The sequence below is a fragment of the Streptomyces sp. NPDC058662 genome (assembly GCF_042716255.1).
Taxonomy (GTDB): Bacteria; Actinomycetota; Actinomycetes; order Streptomycetales; family Streptomycetaceae; genus Streptomyces.
The window spans coordinates 1-14,741 of record NZ_JBHXRU010000035.1; the positions used below are offsets into that span (position 1 = coordinate 1).

Annotated in this window: 16 protein-coding genes; 3 read left to right on the forward strand and 13 right to left on the reverse strand. The window is 72.5% G+C overall.

The genetic code is table 11. The features are described 5' to 3' along the window. Positions 1-25: 25 nt before the first annotated feature. From rnc to ACFWUQ_RS15210, 8 genes are all read right to left on the reverse strand, one after another. Entirely contained in the window at positions 26-892 is an 867-nt protein-coding gene (rnc, locus tag ACFWUQ_RS15175; protein ID WP_384537899.1) for a ribonuclease III, read from the reverse strand. Positions 893-911: 19 nt separating this feature from the next. After that, positions 912-1,085, reverse strand: coding sequence for a 50S ribosomal protein L32 (rpmF, locus tag ACFWUQ_RS15180; protein ID WP_003965982.1), 174 nt, complete (start codon positions 1,083-1,085; stop codon positions 912-914). A 2-nt stretch (positions 1,086-1,087) separates the two neighbouring features. Next, complete coding sequence (locus ACFWUQ_RS15185; RefSeq protein WP_384537902.1) at positions 1,088-1,798, reverse strand: YceD family protein; 711 nt, start codon at positions 1,796-1,798, stop codon at positions 1,088-1,090. A 90-nt stretch (positions 1,799-1,888) separates the two neighbouring features. After that, the gene (locus ACFWUQ_RS15190) at positions 1,889-3,028 is read right to left on the reverse strand and encodes a DivIVA domain-containing protein (protein WP_384537905.1); all 1,140 of its coding nucleotides are present in this window, start codon (positions 3,026-3,028) and stop codon (positions 1,889-1,891) included. Between the two features lie 104 nt (positions 3,029-3,132). Next, on the reverse strand, positions 3,133-3,612 hold the full coding sequence (gene coaD, locus ACFWUQ_RS15195) for a pantetheine-phosphate adenylyltransferase (RefSeq protein WP_384538018.1): 480 nt from the start codon (positions 3,610-3,612) through the stop codon (positions 3,133-3,135). A gap of 29 nt (positions 3,613-3,641) precedes the next feature. Then, entirely contained in the window at positions 3,642-4,220 is a 579-nt protein-coding gene (gene rsmD / locus ACFWUQ_RS15200) for a 16S rRNA (guanine(966)-N(2))-methyltransferase RsmD (protein WP_384537908.1), read from the reverse strand. 73 nt (positions 4,221-4,293) lie between these two features. Then, positions 4,294-6,495 carry an ATP-dependent DNA helicase RecG gene (gene recG / locus ACFWUQ_RS15205; protein WP_384537911.1) on the reverse strand — a complete coding sequence of 734 codons (2,202 nt, stop codon included), beginning with the start codon at positions 6,493-6,495 and terminating at the stop codon, positions 4,294-4,296. 75 nt (positions 6,496-6,570) lie between these two features. Further along, entirely contained in the window at positions 6,571-8,244 is a 1,674-nt protein-coding gene (locus ACFWUQ_RS15210) for a DAK2 domain-containing protein (protein WP_384537914.1), read from the reverse strand. A 241-nt stretch (positions 8,245-8,485) separates the two neighbouring features. Here ACFWUQ_RS15210 and rpmB point away from each other — a divergent pair, with 241 nt between their 5' ends. Next, entirely contained in the window at positions 8,486-8,671 is a 186-nt protein-coding gene (gene rpmB, locus ACFWUQ_RS15215; protein ID WP_073911113.1) for a 50S ribosomal protein L28, read from the forward strand. 121 nt (positions 8,672-8,792) lie between these two features. Here the strand turns inward: rpmB and thiD are convergent, their stop codons facing one another. After that, positions 8,793-9,593 (reverse strand): bifunctional hydroxymethylpyrimidine kinase/phosphomethylpyrimidine kinase, encoded by an 801-nt coding sequence (thiD, locus tag ACFWUQ_RS15220; RefSeq protein WP_384537916.1) that lies wholly within the window; start codon positions 9,591-9,593, stop codon positions 8,793-8,795. After that, positions 9,590-10,573 (reverse strand): thiamine-phosphate kinase, encoded by a 984-nt coding sequence (locus ACFWUQ_RS15225; protein WP_384537919.1) that lies wholly within the window; start codon positions 10,571-10,573, stop codon positions 9,590-9,592. The genes thiD and ACFWUQ_RS15225 overlap by 4 nt, the downstream gene beginning before the upstream one ends. A 245-nt stretch (positions 10,574-10,818) precedes the next feature. Between ACFWUQ_RS15225 and ACFWUQ_RS15230 the strand changes: the two genes are divergently transcribed. Both ACFWUQ_RS15230 and ACFWUQ_RS15235 read left to right on the forward strand, forming a co-directional pair. After that, entirely contained in the window at positions 10,819-11,052 is a 234-nt protein-coding gene (locus tag ACFWUQ_RS15230; RefSeq protein ID WP_030028650.1) for an Lrp/AsnC family transcriptional regulator, read from the forward strand. Between the two features lie 23 nt (positions 11,053-11,075). Beyond that, complete coding sequence (locus ACFWUQ_RS15235) at positions 11,076-11,576, forward strand: DUF3515 domain-containing protein (RefSeq protein ID WP_384537922.1); 501 nt, start codon at positions 11,076-11,078, stop codon at positions 11,574-11,576. Positions 11,577-11,694: 118 nt separating this feature from the next. Here the strand turns inward: ACFWUQ_RS15235 and ACFWUQ_RS15240 are convergent, their stop codons facing one another. From ACFWUQ_RS15240 to ACFWUQ_RS15250, 3 genes are read right to left on the reverse strand one after another with little or no spacing between them, the layout of a single operon-like run. Beyond that, positions 11,695-12,852: a D-alanine--D-alanine ligase family protein gene (locus ACFWUQ_RS15240; protein WP_384537924.1), complete on the reverse strand. Its 1,158-nt coding sequence runs from the start codon at positions 12,850-12,852 to the stop codon at positions 11,695-11,697. 39 nt (positions 12,853-12,891) lie between these two features. Then, positions 12,892-13,902, reverse strand: coding sequence for an NAD(P)H-dependent glycerol-3-phosphate dehydrogenase (locus ACFWUQ_RS15245; RefSeq protein ID WP_384537926.1), 1,011 nt, complete (start codon positions 13,900-13,902; stop codon positions 12,892-12,894). Further along, on the reverse strand, positions 13,899-14,651 hold the full coding sequence (locus ACFWUQ_RS15250; RefSeq protein ID WP_384537929.1) for a lysophospholipid acyltransferase family protein: 753 nt from the start codon (positions 14,649-14,651) through the stop codon (positions 13,899-13,901). The genes ACFWUQ_RS15245 and ACFWUQ_RS15250 overlap by 4 nt, the downstream gene beginning before the upstream one ends. Between the last annotated feature and the right edge of the window lie 90 nt (positions 14,652-14,741).

The window sequence follows — 14,741 nt, forward strand, 5'->3', positions numbered from 1 at the left end:
GGGCGGGGACACCCAGAAGGAAGGGTCAGGAACCCGGCGTCGGACCGGCGGGCGTCGGCGCCCCGCCGTCCTCGGCCGGAGCCCCGGCGTCGGCGTCGCCGCCGGCCGGAGCCGATGACGTGCCTGCGGCGACGGCCGCGGCCGGCGCCGCGGTCCGCTCGTCCGCCGCGGCGCGGATCCCGCGCCACGCGGACTCCGCAGCCTGCTGTTCCGCTTCCTTCTTGCTGCGGCCGGTGCCGGTGCCGTACGAGACACCACCGACGCGGGCGGCAGCGGTGAAGGTCTTCTCGTGGTCCGGACCGGTCTCGGTGACCAGGTATTCCGGTACGCCAAGACCTTCGGCAGCCGTGAGCTCCTGGAGACTGGTCTTCCAGTCCAGGCCGGCCCCGAGGTTGGAGGACTTCTCGATGAGCGGATCGAAGAGCCGGTGCACCAGCTCCGATGCCGCGTCGAGGCCCTGGTCGAGGTAGACCGCGCCGATCACCGCTTCAAGGGTGTCGGCGAGGATGGAGGCCTTGTCCCGGCCGCCCGTGCCCTCTTCGCCCCGGCCGAGCCGGATGAAGGAGCCGAGTCCGAGGCCGCGCCCGACCTCCGCCAGTGCGCGCGAGTTGACCACCGCGGCCCGAAGCTTGGCCAGCTGGCCTTCGGGGAGATCCGGGTGGGTCGTGTACAGCGTGTCCGTGACCACCAGGCCCAGCACGGAGTCCCCGAGGAACTCCAGCCGTTCGTTGGTGGGCAGACCGCCGTTCTCGTACGCGTACGAGCGGTGGGTGAGCGCACGCACCAGAAGGGCGGTCTCGAGTTGATACCCGAGCCGCCCTTCCAGAAGCGTGTGGGACGAGGCCGCGTTGCTACTGACTGCCTGCTTCTCAGCGTTGGACAGCTCAGACATTGCGCCTCTCACCGGCCGCTCAGACCTCTAGGACCTGGCGCTTGTTGTAGGTGCCGCAGCTCGGGCACGCAATGTGCTGGAGCTTCGGCTCCTGGCAACGCTCGCACGAAACCAGGGTGGGGACCGCAGCCTTCCACTGCGACCGGCGGTGGCGCGTGTTGCTGCGCGACATCTTCCGCTTCGGAACAGCCACGGCTACTTCTCCTGCTTCTCGGCGGCGCTCTGAACGTCGTCAGATGCAGTGCCGCTCATGTTGTCCTTCTCGTCGTCCTGATCGGTCACGACGAGTTCCTGCAATGCCGCCCAACGGATGTCGACGGCATCATGGTGGTGGTCCGGGTCGTCGTTCAGGCTGAGCCCGCATTCGGGGCACAGTCCGAGACAGTCCTCCCGGCACACCGGCTGCAGCGGCAGTGCGAGCACCACCACGTCGCGCAGCACGGGTTCGAGGTCGAACAAGCCGTCCTCTAGAAAGAGCGTGTCCTCGTCGTCCTCGGCGTCGTCGGCCGGTTCCGCCTTGGAGCGGCTCCGGTCGTCGGCGTCAGGGTACGAGAACATCTCCTGGAAGTCCGCCTTGAGCTCGCGCTCGACGGACTCCAGACACCTTACGCACTCCCCTTCGGCGGATGCACGGGCGGTGCCTGTGACAAGCACCCCTTCCATGACCGATTCGAGGCGGAGCTTGAGCTTGAGCGGGGTGCCTTCCGGCACTCCGATGACGCCGGCGATACCGAGGTCCGCCGGTGCCGGGATCTCGCGGGACAACCGCTGCATGGCACCAGGACGCCGACCCAGCTCGTGCGTGTCGAACACGAGGGGGTCGTGGTGGTCGAGGCGGGTATTCAGGGCCGTTCCTGCTTTCACGGATCGCTCAAGATCAAAGATTCCGCCACACAAGGGCAGCATGGACCGCGGTGCATACGCGCGACCGAAGAGCCAGGATACCCGGCACGGCGCCCTGAGCCCAATCCGGGGCCGGACCGCGAGAGAGGCGGCCTAGCGGCCCTGCTCGTACTGGCGCAGCTGGTCCAGGTTGATCATGCTCGTGTCGAAGAAGCTGGTCTCGTCCAGCCCCGGCTGCTGCTGGGGCTGCTGCTGGGCCTGGGGCTGCTGGTAGGCCGCGTACGGGTCGGAGGGGTTGTCGCCGTAGTGCGCCGCGTACCCCGTCCCCGCGCCGTCCGTGCCCGCGCCGGCGTAGGGGTCGGGCTGCTGCTGGTAGCCGGCGTAGGGGTCCGCGTAGGACGGCGCGGCATAGCCTGCGCCGGAGTACGGGTCCTGGCCGCCGCCGGTGTGGTCGGAGTACTGCGCGGCGTAGGCCTCCAGGTCGGAGCCGGCGGCCGCGTACGACTCGTACGACGGCTGCGCCGGGACCGGGGCGTGGGCCCGGGCGGCCGGCTCGGGCTCGGCCAGTCCCGCCAGGAAGTCCGCGTCGCTCGCCGAGCGGGAGGGCTGTCCGTCCGCCGCGTCCTGGGCCGCCATGTGCGCGCCGAGGTCGTCGGACGGCACCCGGCCCAGCAGCTTCTGGCGGCCCCGGCCGACGGCCTCCAGGGTCTTGGCGAGCACGGCCTCGAAGGTCGCCAGCTTGGTGTCCACGTACGCGTCCGCCTGCTGCCGCTGCGTCTCGGGGTCGTGGCTGCGCTCGGGGGCCTCCAGGTAGTCGGGGTTCCCGTAGCCCTGGCCGTCCGGACCCGGTCCCCGGCCCAGCAGCTTCTCCCGGCCCCGGTCCACCGACCCGATGGTCTTGGTGAGCACGACCTCGAAGTTCGCGAGCTTGCTGTCGACGTAGTCGTCGGCCTCGGCCCGGATCTCCTCGGCCTCCCTGCGGGCGTCCTCCAGGATGCGGTCCGCCTCCGCGCGGGAGCGCCGCGCGATCTCGGTGTCGGAGATCAGCGAACCGCGCTGGTTGTGCGCGGACTCGATGATGCGCTCCGCCTCACGCCGCGCGTCCTCCACCATCTGCTCGCGGCCGCCGATGAGCTCCTGGGCCTGCGCGAGCGATCCCGGGAGCGCCTGGCGCACCTCTTCGAGCCGGTCGAGCAGCTCGGCGCGGTTGATCACGCAGGAGGCGGACATGGGCATGGAGCGGGCGCCGCCGACGGCCGCGACGATCTCGTCGAGCTTCTTCTGCACGTCCATGGGGGCTCGCACTCTCTCGGCCTCGGGCGGTTCCTGAGACGGACGGGACGACTGTAAGGCCACCGGGCGGGCCGACGGGCACCGACTGAGGGGACGTCAGCGGGTCAGCGGTCGCGCAGCCGTTCCAGCAGCGCGGCGTGCACCGGGGCCGGCAGCAGGTGGGCGACATCGCCGCCCCAGGCCGCGACCTCCTTGACCAGCGAGGAGGACAGGAAGCTGTACGTCGGGTTGGTCGGGACGAAGAGCGTCTCGACGCCGGAGAGCCCCATGTTCATCTGGGCCATCTGGAGCTCGTAGTCGAAGTCGCTGACGGCGCGCAGGCCCTTGACGATGGCCGGGATGTCCCGCTGCTTGCAGAAGTCGACGAGCAGTCCGTGGAAGGACTCGACCTCGATGTTGCCGTAGTCGGCCGTCGCCTCGCGGATCAGCTCGATCCGCTCCTCGACGCTGAACAGGCCCTGCTTGGACTGGTTGATCATCACGGCGACGTGGACCACGTCGTAGAGCCGGGAGGCTCTGCCGATGATGTCGAGGTGCCCGTTGGTGATGGGGTCGAACGACCCCGGACAGACGGCGCGGCGCAACTGAAGTCCCTCGCTCTCCGGTGCGGACATCATGACTCTTCGCTGGTGAAGGCGGCGCGACCGTACCAAAGGGTGCCCTCGCCGTACTTCCGCGACCGGAGCGGCTCGAACCCCTCGGGCCACGGGAAGGCGCCGCTCCTGGTGCTGCGCTCCACGGTGACGAGCGCGTCGTCCGTGAGCCAGCCATTGGACCGGAGTGTGAGGAGGATCTCCCGAAGATCGTCGTGGGTGACGGCGTACGGCGGGTCCAGGAAGACGATGTCGTACGGGTCCCCGCCGGCCTTCGCCGCAGCGATCTGCTCGGCCCTGCCGGGGCGGAATTCCGCGCCGGGCAGACCCACCGCCGCGATGTTGTCGCGGATGGACTTGGCGGCCTTCGGGTCGGTCTCGACCAGCAGGGCCCGCTCCGCGCCCCGGGAGAGGGCCTCCAGGCCGACGGCGCCCGAGCCGGCGTACAGGTCGAGGACGCGGGAGCCCTCGACGCCGTGCAGCGACTCCCAGGTGGAGAAGAGGCCTTCGCGCATCCGGTCCGAGGTGGGCCGGGTTCCGGTGCCCGGGGGCACGGCCAGCCGTCGCCCGCCGGCGCTGCCGGCGATCACGCGGGTCATCTGGGGTCCTTCGGTACGACGGTGGGGGAGGTCCGCGACGGCGCCGCGGACCTCCAACGATAGGTCGTGCCGCTCAGCCCTTCTCCAGGTACTGCTCGCGGTCGGTGTCGAGCAGGGCGTGCAGCGCGGTCCGCAGGCCGGGCAGCCGCTCCAGGGCGGGGTCCTCGGCGACGACGCGGGTGGCCTCCTCCCGGGCCTGGGCGATGACCTCCTCGTCCTCGATGACGGCGAGCATCCGCAGCGAGGAGCGCACTCCGGACTGGGCCTGGCCCAGTACGTCGCCCTCGCGGCGCTGCTCCAGGTCGATCCGGGAGAGCTCGAAGCCGTCGAGGGTGGCGGCGACGGCCGCCAGCCTGGCGCGGGCCGGGCTGGCCTCGTGCATCTCGCTGACCAGCAGGCACAGTCCGGGTGCGGTGCCGCGGCCGACGCGGCCGCGCAGCTGGTGCAGTTGGGAGACGCCGAACCGGTCCGCGTCCATGATCACCATCACCGTGGAGTTGGGGACGTTCACGCCGACCTCGATGACGGTGGTGGCGACGAGCACCTGGACCTCGCCCGCGGTGAAGCGGCGCATCACGTCGTCCTTGTCGGCCGGGTCCATCCGCCCGTGCAGCACCTCGACGGACAGCCCGGCGAGGGGGCCGCGGGCGAGCTGCTCGGCGATCTCCAGGACGGCGAGCGGGGGACGGCGGTCGCCCTCGTCCGCGGCCGCCTTCTTCTTGGCCCCGGCGCCCTCGTCGTCGCCGTCGCCGATCCGGGGGCAGACCACGTAGGCCTGGTGGCCCTTGTCCACCTCCTCCCTCACCCGCTCCCAGGCGCGGGTGAGGAAGTGGGGCTTGTCCTGGGCGGGCACCACGTGGGTGGCGATGGGCGAGCGCCCGGCGGGCAACTGGTCCAGGACGGAGGTCTCCAGGTCGCCGAAGACCGTCATCGCGACCGTCCGCGGGATCGGGGTCGCGGTCATCACCAGCAGGTGCGGGGGCTGCTTGCCCTTCGACCGGAGGGCGTCGCGCTGCTCCACGCCGAAGCGGTGCTGCTCGTCGACGACGACCAGGCCCAGGTCGTGGAACTTGACCTTGTCCTCGATGAGGGCGTGGGTGCCGATCACGATGCCGGCCTCGCCGGTGACCAGGTCGAGCAGGGCCCGGCGGCGGGCGGGCACCCCCATGGAGCCGGTGAGCAGCACCACCTTGGTGCCCCGGTCGGAGCCGCCGAGCATGCCGCCCTCGGCCAGCTCGCCCATCATCTCGGTGATGGAGCGGTGGTGCTGCTGCGCGAGGACCTCGGTGGGCGCGAGCAGCGCCGCCTGCCCGCCGGAGTCGACGACGGCGAGCATGGCCCGCAGGGCGACCATCGTCTTGCCGGAGCCGACCTCGCCCTGGAGGAGGCGGTGCATGGGGTGGCTGGTGGCCAGGTCGTCGAAGATCTCCTTCGAGACGGTCTCCTGGCCCCGGGTGAGGGTGAAGGGCAGCTCGGCGTCGAAGGAGTCGAGCAGGCCGCCGGGGGTGGGGCGGCGGGGCACGGCGGGGAGTTGGGAGTCCGCATGGCGACGGCGGGCCAGCGCGACCTGGAGGACGAAGGCCTCGTCCCACTTCAGGCGCAGGCGGGCGTCCTCGATATCGGCTTTGCTGCCCGGCCGGTGGATCTTCAGCAGGGCCTCGGTGAGCGGGACCAGACCGCGCCCGTCGCGCAGGGCGGGCGGGAGCGGGTCCACGGTCTCGGGGACGGCGGGGAGTACCGCGTCCACGCACTTGGCGATCTTCCAGGACTCCAGTTTGGCGCACGCCGGGTAGATCGGGATGAGCTGGTTCGCGAAGGCGGTGGCCGCGTCCCGGTCGGAGGCGTCGGCGCCGAGCGGTTCGTAGGCCGGGTGGGAGAGCTGGAGCTTGCGGTTGAACATGCCGACCTTGCCCGCGAACATGGCGCGGGTGCCGGGCAGCAGGTCCTTGTGCGGTTTGTGGACGCCCGCGCCGAAGAAGACGAGCTGGAGCCTGCCGCTGCCGTCGGTGATGGTGACTTCGAGGCGTCTGCCGCGGCCTCCGTTGAAGGTCAGGATCCGGGCGTCGGCCACCTGCGCGACCACCGTCACGTGCTCGTCGAGCTGGTCGGCGAGCTCGGCGAGCGGCGTCAGTTCGCCGCGCTCCGCGTACCGGCGGGGGTAGTGGTGGAGCAGGTCCAGGGCCGTGTGCAGGCCGAGCTGCTCGGCCAGCACCTTGGCGGTGGCGGGGCCGAGGGTCTTCTTGAGGTCTTCGTCGAGCGCGGGCACGTGTTCCATTGCACACCATGGCGCCGACAGGACCGCCCGGCGACCCCGCCGACCGCCCGCCCGCGTGCCGCTACTCGGCCCCGATCACTCGACCCCGATGAGGAGCGGCGCCGAGTAGCGCCCGCCCCGGTAGGTGACCGTGTCCACGGCCAGGTGCCCGTGCTGGACGTACGCCTCCAGGCGTTCGGCCAGGGCGTCCGGCACGTCGGGGCCCAGGACCAGGGTGACCAGTTCGCCGCCGGAGCCGAGCATCCGGTCCAGGACGGCCTCGGCGGTCTCGGGCAGGCCCGGGGCGATCACGGCGACGTCGCCGTCGATGAGCCCGAGCACGTCGCCTGCCTGGCAGATGCCGGCCGAGGTGAAGGACTGCCGCTCGGCCACGGCGAGTTCGCCGTACCGGGTGGCGCCGGCGGCCGCGGTCATGGCGACCACGTCCTCGTCGAAGCTGCCGTCCGGGTCGTGCACGGCGAGGGCGGCCAGGGCCTGGACCGCGGACCGGGTGGGCACGACGGCCACCCGTACCCCCTCGGCCCGGGCCTGTTCGGCCGCGGCGGCCGCCGCGGCGCGCATGTCGGCGCCGCCCTGCAGGAGCACGACCTCGCGGGCGTGCGCGCGCCGGACCGCGTCGAGCAGTTCGGCGGCGGCCGGGGGCTCGCCGGGGCGCGCGAGCACGGGGGTCGCGCCGGCCTCGGCGCACAGTTCGGCCAGTCCCTCGCCCGGGACCACGGCGACCACGGCCCGCTGGGCGCGCTCGCCCCGGGCGCGCCGTCGTTCGTCGCCGAAGTGCGTGATGCGTATCCGGTAGGGCCGCCCGGCGACGACGCCGGCCTCCACGGCCGCGCCGGGGTCGTCGACGTGGACGTGGACGTTCCACAGGCCGTCGCCGCCGACCACGACGAGGGAGTCGCCGAGCCCGTCGAGGCGGGCGCGCAGTTCGCCGACCGCCGCCCCGGTGGCCTCCAGCAGGTAGACCACCTCGTACGCAGGCCCCTCGTGCTCCCGCGCGCAGGGTTCCGGCGGTACGGGTACGGGCACCGCCCGGCCGAGGACCGGTTCGTCGGCCGGCGCCTGGCCGGACAGGGCCTGCCACAGGGCCCCGAGTACGGCGACCAGCCCGCAGCCGCCGGCGTCGACGACCCCCGCCCGGCCCAGCTCGGCCAGCTGCCCCGGGGTCTCGGCCAGCGCGGTGCGGGCGCCGTCGTAGGCGGCCCGGGCCACATCCGCGGCGGTGCCCGCGGCGGCCTCCGCGGCGGCGCCGGCCCGGGCCGCGGCGGTGGCGACGGTGAGCATGGTGCCCTCCACCGGGTGCGCGACGGCCTCGTAGGCCGATTCGGCGGCCCGGGTCAGTGCCTGGGACAGCAGCCGGCCCGGGCCGCGCGCCCCGGGCTCGTCGGCGAGTACGTCGGCGACCCCGCGCAGCAGCTGCGCCAGGATCGTCCCGGAGTTGCCCCGGGCCCCGGTGAGCGCTCCGTGCGCGTAGGCCCGTACGGCCGTGGCCAGGGAGGTGGCGGCTGTGGCGTCCGTCATACCCTTCGTGCCGCGGTCCGTGTCCTCGAAGGCCTCCTCCAGGGCGCGGTCCGCGGATTCGGCGGTGAGGAGGAGGTTGGTGCCGGTGTCCGCGTCGGCGACGGGGTAGACGTTGATCGCGTCGATGTCCTCGCGGGCCCGGCCCAGCGCGGCCACGGCCAGCGAGCTCCAGGTGCGCACCGCGTCGGCGTCGAGCTCGTCAGGGGGCTGCGGCTGGGGCTCGTGCGGCACCGGGCGTTCCTCCTTGTGCGGGCCAGGGTTCACCGCAGGGTAACGAAGGGCCGCCGGGGGGCCGGGACCGCGGGGCGGGGGCGGCGGCAGCCGTGGTAGTTTTCTTGGACCGGCGCAGGCGTTGTATGCTGCTCCGGTTGCCCGATGAGAGTCGGGCCATTCCCCCGGCAAACCACTTCAGATCTCTGATCCGGTGCGCCGGATTTCACTGTAAGTGCATCTGAAGTCTTTGGAGTGACCTGTGGCTGCCAACTGCGACGTTTGCGCCAAGGGGCCGAGCTTCGGCAACAGCATCTCCCACTCGCACCGCCGCACCTCGCGTCGCTGGAACCCGAACATCCAGCGCGTCCGTGCCGTGGTCAATGGGACGCCGAAGCGCCTCAACGCCTGCACCTCGTGCATCAAGGCCGGCAAGGTCTCGCGCTGACGCCTTTCGTCGTAGCGCAGCCCTTTCCGGTTGCCAAGAAGGCCGGTTCACCTCTGGTGAACCGGCCTTTTGCCTTCCCCCGCCCCGGTTCCGCTGCCGCGGCTGGGGCGGGGTACGGCGCTCAGCGCCACCGCCAGGCGTGATCCACCGGGCCGATGCCCGCGCCGAGCGGGAAGCCGGCGACGATGGCCCCGGTGACGTACTCCTTCGCGGCCGTGACGGCCTCGGGGACCTCCAGGCCCTTCGCCAGCCCCGCCGCGACGGCACTGGCCAGGGTGCAGCCCGTGCCGTGCGTGTGCCGGCGGTCGTGGCGCGGGGCGCGCAGCCAGTGCTCCCGGGACCCGTCGGTGAGCAGGTCGACCGCTTGCCCGCCGTGCGCGGCCAGGTGACCGCCCTTGATCAGCGCCCAGGTCGGCCCGTGGCCGAGGACGGCTCCGGCGGCCCTGCGCATGTCGTCCTCGGTCTCCACCACCAGGCCGGTGAGCTGCTCCACCTCGTCCAGGTTCGGAGTGGCGACCGTGGCCCGCGGCAGCAGCTCCCGGCGTACGGCGTCCAGGGCGGAGGCGGCGAGCAGCGCGTCGCCGTGCTTGGAGACGCCGACGGGGTCCACGACCACCGGGGCCGCGGTCCCGGCCAGCAGGGCCGCCACCGTCTCCACCAGCACGGCCGAGGACAGCATCCCGGTCTTCACCGCCCCCACGCCGATGTCGTCCACCACGGCCCGGTACTGGGCCGTGACGGCCTCCGCGGGCAGCTCCCAGGCCCCCCGCACCCCCAGGGAGTTCTGGGCGGTCACGGCCGTCACCACGCTCATGCCGTGGACCCCGAGGGCCAGCATGGTCTTGAGGTCGGCCTGGATGCCGGCGCCGCCGCCGGAGTCGGATCCGGCGACGGTCAGGCACAGCGGCGGGGCGCCGCTCACCGCACGCCCTCCTCGGCGGCCGGATCGGCCCCGAAGTGGTCCCAGCCGCCGGTGCTGGTCCAGGGCGCGCCGTCCACGGTGACCTGGGGCAGGGCGGAGCGGTTCAGCACCTCGCCGATGACCTTCCAGCGGGCCGGAAGCTTCACGTCGGGCGGGAAGGTGGCCACGATCGCGTGGTCCTCTCCCCCGGTGAGCACCCACTGCAGCGGGTCCACGCCGACGGCCTGCCCGATGTCGTGCATCTGGGTCGGGATGTCCACGGCCGAGGAGCGCAGGTCGATCCGTACCTTGCTGGCCTCGGCGATGTGCCCGAGGTCGGCGATCAGGCCGTCGCTGACGTCCGTCATGGCGGTGGCGCCCAGGCCCGCGGCCGCGGGGCCCGCGTGGTACGGCGGCTCGGGGCGGCGGTGCGCCTCGACGAAGGCCCGCGGGGAGCGGAAGCCGCGCGAGAGCACGGCGAACCCGGCCGCGGACCAGCCCAGCCAGCCGGTGACGGCCACGACGTCGCCGGGCTGGGCGCCGGAGCGCAGGACGGGCTCGTGGTTGCGCAGGTCGCCCAGGGCGGTGATGGCGACCGTGATGGTGTCCCCCCGCACGACGTCGCCGCCGACGACGGCCGCTCCCGCGACCTGGCACTCGTCGCGGATGCCGTCCATCAGCTCGGTGGGCCAGGTGACCGGCAGTTCGGCCGGGACCACGAGGCCGAGCAGCAGCGCGGTCGGCACCGCGCCCATGGCGGCGATGTCGGCGAGGTTCTGCGCGGCGGCCTTGCGGCCGACGTCGTAGGCCGTGGACCAGTCGCGCCGGAAGTGCCTGCCCTCCAGCAGGATGTCGGTGCTCGCCACGACCCGCCGGTCGGGGGCCGACACCACCGCGGCGTCGTCGCCCGGCCCGAGCCGGACCGCCGGGGTGGTGGTGAGCCGTGAGGTGAGCTCCCTGATGAGCCCGAACTCCCCCAGCTCGCCCACAGTGCCCTTCATCGCTGTGCCCCTTCTTGCCCAGTCCGCTTGCGGTCGCGAGCCGTCACAGCTCTGGGTACCGTCAACAGATACGTCAACTTCTGCTCTCCGTACGCCCCGCCGTGCGTGGCGCCGGGCCCGCGGGTCTCCCCGCGGCGCTCGACGACGCGGTACCGTGGCGTCCCTTCTTCCCCGGGCCCACCTGATCTCCCAGGGCCCATCCGAAGGTTAGGGGAAATGATCCTCGTGGCCGCCCTGGAGGTTCCGTGGTACAGGCGTACATCCTCATCCAGACCGAGGTGGGCAAGGCGTCGTTCGTCGCCGAGTCCATCGGGCAGATCCCGGGAGTGATTCAGGCCGAGGACGTGACGGGGCCGTACGACGTGATCGTGCGCGCCCAGGCCGACACTGTCGACGAGCTCGGCCGCATGGTCGTCGCCAAGGTCCAGCAGGTGGAGGGGATCACCCGCACCTTGACCTGCCCGGTGGTCCATCTGTAGCCCCCGTCTAGTCTTGGCCGGTGATGTCCTTCCACCGCCGGCCCCTGCGTCTCCTGGCCCTGCCCGCCGTACCGGTGCTGCTGGCCCTCCCCGCCTGCTCCCCGGAGGGTTCCCGGGCCCGGGTGGACCCGCCGCCCACGCCGCCCGCCGCCGTCGCGGAGCTCTGTGCAGCACTGCACGGCAAGCTCCCGGCGACGGTGGCCGGCCTGGAGCGGACCGCCACCGAACCGGAGTCACCCCTGACCGCCGCGTGGGGCGGCTCGGCGATCGTACTGCGGTGCGGTATCCCCAAGCCCCCCGAGATGGCGGATCCGGAGCAGGAGGGGGTCCAGGTGGACGACGTGGCCTGGCTGCTGGAGAAACTGCCCGCCGGCGCCGGCGGCGGGTTCCGGTTCACCACCGGGCTGCGCAAGGCGTACACGGAGGTCCGGGTCGACAAGGAGCACGCGACCGACGCGGGCATGCTGGTCGGGCTGTCCGCCGCGATCGCCGAGACCGTGCCCGAGGGCATCTCCCCGTACTGAGGGCCCCGCGAACGGGTTCCCACCGGGGCCCGTCGGCGCCGCCGCCCGCCCCACCGCACACCGACCGCCCGCCGGGAATCCCGGCGGGCGGTCGGCCGTGCTCGCGGGGAGGGACGACCTAGCGCAGCCCGGTGGAGCGGCGCAGGGCGGCCCGGATCAGCAGGTCCACCAGTTCCGGGTACTCGATGCCCGACTCCTGCCACATGCGCGGGTACATGGAGATCGGCGTGAAGCCCGGCATCGTGTTGATCTCGTTGATGACGAAGGTGCCGTCCTCGGTGAGGAAGAAGTCGGCGCGCACCAGGCCCTCGCAGGAGGCGGCCTCGTAGGCCTCGATCGCGAGCCGCTGCACCTCGGCGGTCTGCTCCGGGGTGAGCGGGGCGGGCACGATCCCGGAGGCGGCGTCGATGTACTTGGCCTCGAAGTCGTAGAAGTCGTGGCTGGAGACCGGCGGGATCTCGGCGGGCGCGCTCGCGCGCGGGCCGTCCTCGAACTCCAGCACCCCGCACTCGATCTCGCGGCCGCGCAGCAGCGCCTCCACGATGATCTTCGGGTCGTGCCGGCGCGCCTCGCGGATCGCGGCGTCCAGGCCGGAGGCGTCGTCGACCTTGGTGATGCCGATCGAGGAGCCGGCCCGGGCGGGCTTGATGAACAGCGGCCAGCCGTGCTCGGCGGCGAAGTCCATGATCTTCGCCTCGGCGGCGGACCGGTCGGCCTCCCACTCGCGGGGGCGGATGGTCACGTACGGGCCGACGCGCAGCCCGAAGGAGGTGAACACCCGCTTCATGTAGTCCTTGTCCTGGCCGACGGCCGAGGCGAGGACGCCCGAGCCGACGTACGGGACGCCGGAGAGCTCCAGCAGGCCCTGCAGGGTGCCGTCCTCGCCGTAGGGGCCGTGCAGTACGGGGAAGACGACGTCGACCTCGCCCAGCGCCTTGGGCACGGCGCCCGGCTCGGTGTAGAGGACCTCGCGGTGGGCGGGGTCGACGGAGAGCACGACGGCGCCGTCCTCGGACTCCGCGAGGTCGTCGACGTCGGGGAGCCTGCCGTCCGTGATGGCCATCCGGGCGGGCTCGTCGGCGGTCAGCGCCCACCGGCCGTCCGTGGTGATGCCGATGGGCAGCACCTCGTACATGGACCGGTCGATGGAGCGCAGCACGGCGCCCGCGGTGACGACCGAGATGGCGTGTTCCGAGCTGCGGCCGCCGAACACGACGGCTACGCGGGGCTTGCGGCCCTGCTGCTCAGGGGTCTGGGGGAGGTTCTCGCTGCTCATATCGCCACGAGAGTACCCGCTCACGCGTCCGGAACGGAGTCAGTGGCGTTCCGGTTTGGCGCTGCGCCCCATCAGTTCCTTGAGCGCCACCAGGGTCGGCTTGCCGTGGTGGACGATGTCGACAACCGTGTCGGTGATCGGCATGTCGACGCCGTACCGGCGCGCCAGATCGGCCACGGACTGGCAGGACTTGACGCCCTCGGCGGTCTGCTTGGTGACCGCGATGGTCTCCTCCAGGGTCATCCCGCGGCCCAGGTTGGTGCCGAAGGTGTGGTTCCTGGAGAGCGGCGAGGAGCAGGTGGCGACCAGGTCGCCGAGGCCCGCGAGGCCGGAGAAGGTGAGCGCGTCGGCGCCCATCGCCAGGCCCAGACGGGTCGTTTCGGCGAGGCCGCGGGTGATGAGCGAGCCCTTGGTGTTGTCGCCGAGCCCCATGCCGTCCGCGATGCCGACGGCCAGGCCGATGACGTTCTTGACGGCTCCGCCCAGCTCGCAACCGACCACGTCGGTGTTGGTGTAGGGGCGGAAGGAGGGGGTGTGGCAGGCGGCCTGCAGGCGCCGGGCCACGTCCTCGTCCACGCAGGCGACCACGGAGGCGGCCGGCTGGCGGGCCGCGATCTCGCGGGCCAGGTTGGGTCCGGTGACGACGGCGACGCGCTCCCCGGGGACCTTGGCCACCTCCTCGATGACCTCGCTCATCCGCTTGGCGGTGCCGAGTTCGATGCCCTTCATCAGGGACACGAGGACGGTGTCGGCGGCCAGCAGCGGGGCCCACTCGGCGAGGTTGCCGCGCAGTGTCTGCGAGGGGACGGCGAGCACGGTGAAGTCGGCGCCGCGCGCGGCGAGGGCCGGGTCGGTGGTGGCGCGGAGGTTCTCCGGCAGTTCGACGCCGGGCAGGTAGTCGGGGTTGGTCCGGCCGTCGTTGACGGCGTCGACCAGCTCCTGGCGGCGGCCCCACAGGGTCACGTCGCAGCCGGCGTCGGCGAGCACGATGCCGAAGGCCGTGCCCCAGGAGCCGGTTCCGTAGACGGCTGCCTTCACGGGACGTGTCACTTCTTGCCCTCCCCCGCGGCCCTGCGCCGCTGTTCCGCCCTGGCCTTGCGATGGTCGTACGGCTGCGCGGGCGCGGTTTCGCCCCGCACCTCCTCCAGGAGCCCGGTGATGGCCGCCATGATGGCCTCCGTCGCCTCCTTGAGCACGTCCGGGGTGGGTTCCCGGTCGTAGAAGGCGGAGAGGTCCACGGGCGGTCCGGCGAGCACCCGGAGGGTCTTGCGCGGGAAGAGCCGCAGCTTCCTCTCCCGCGCGTACGGCGGCATGGCGAGGTTCGCGCCCCACTGGGCCACCGGGATGACGGGCGCCCGCGTGATCAGGGCGACACGGGCGGCGCCGGTCTTCCCGGCCATCGGCCACATGTCCGGATCACGGGTCAGGGTGCCTTCCGGGTAAAAGGCCACGCATTCGCCGCGGTCGATCGCGTCCACCGCGGCCCGGAATGCGTCCAGGGCGTTGGTGCTCTCCCGGTAGACGGGGATCTGCCCCGATCCGCGCAGGATCGCCCCGACGAAAGGCACCTGGAAGAGGCCCGCCTTGGCGAGCAATCGCGGCACGCGGCCGGTGTTGTACTGGAAGTGCGCGTAGGAGAGCGGGTCCAGATACGAGTTGTGATTGACAGCGGTGATAAATCCGCCCTCAGCCGGAATGTGCTCCATTCCCCGCCAGTCCCGCTTGAAGAGCACTACCAGCGGCGGTTTCGCGATGGCCGCCGCCAGGCGGTACCAGAAGCCGATTCTGCGGCGGGACACTCGGACACCTTCCTCTAGGACCGTTGCGCGGCCTGGGCGCCCCGTCCGCCGGACAAGTGTCGCCCCAGGCCCGGCCTCTGTCGAGAACAC

Coding starts and splice junctions, on each gene's coding strand:
- rnc (WP_384537899.1), bottom strand. CDS start 892: ATGTCTGAGCTGTCCAACGCTGAGAAGCAGGCAGTCAGTAGCAACGCG.
- ACFWUQ_RS15185 (WP_384537902.1), bottom strand. CDS start 1,798: ATGCTGCCCTTGTGTGGCGGAATCTTTGATCTTGAGCGATCCGTGAAA.
- ACFWUQ_RS15190 (WP_384537905.1), bottom strand. CDS start 3,028: ATGGACGTGCAGAAGAAGCTCGACGAGATCGTCGCGGCCGTCGGCGGC.
- rsmD (WP_384537908.1), bottom strand. CDS start 4,220: ATGACCCGCGTGATCGCCGGCAGCGCCGGCGGGCGACGGCTGGCCGTG.
- recG (WP_384537911.1), bottom strand. CDS start 6,495: ATGGAACACGTGCCCGCGCTCGACGAAGACCTCAAGAAGACCCTCGGC.
- ACFWUQ_RS15225 (WP_384537919.1), bottom strand. CDS start 10,573: ATGAAGGGCACTGTGGGCGAGCTGGGGGAGTTCGGGCTCATCAGGGAG.
- ACFWUQ_RS15235 (WP_384537922.1), top strand. CDS start 11,076: ATGTCCTTCCACCGCCGGCCCCTGCGTCTCCTGGCCCTGCCCGCCGTA.
- ACFWUQ_RS15240 (WP_384537924.1), bottom strand. CDS start 12,852: ATGAGCAGCGAGAACCTCCCCCAGACCCCTGAGCAGCAGGGCCGCAAG.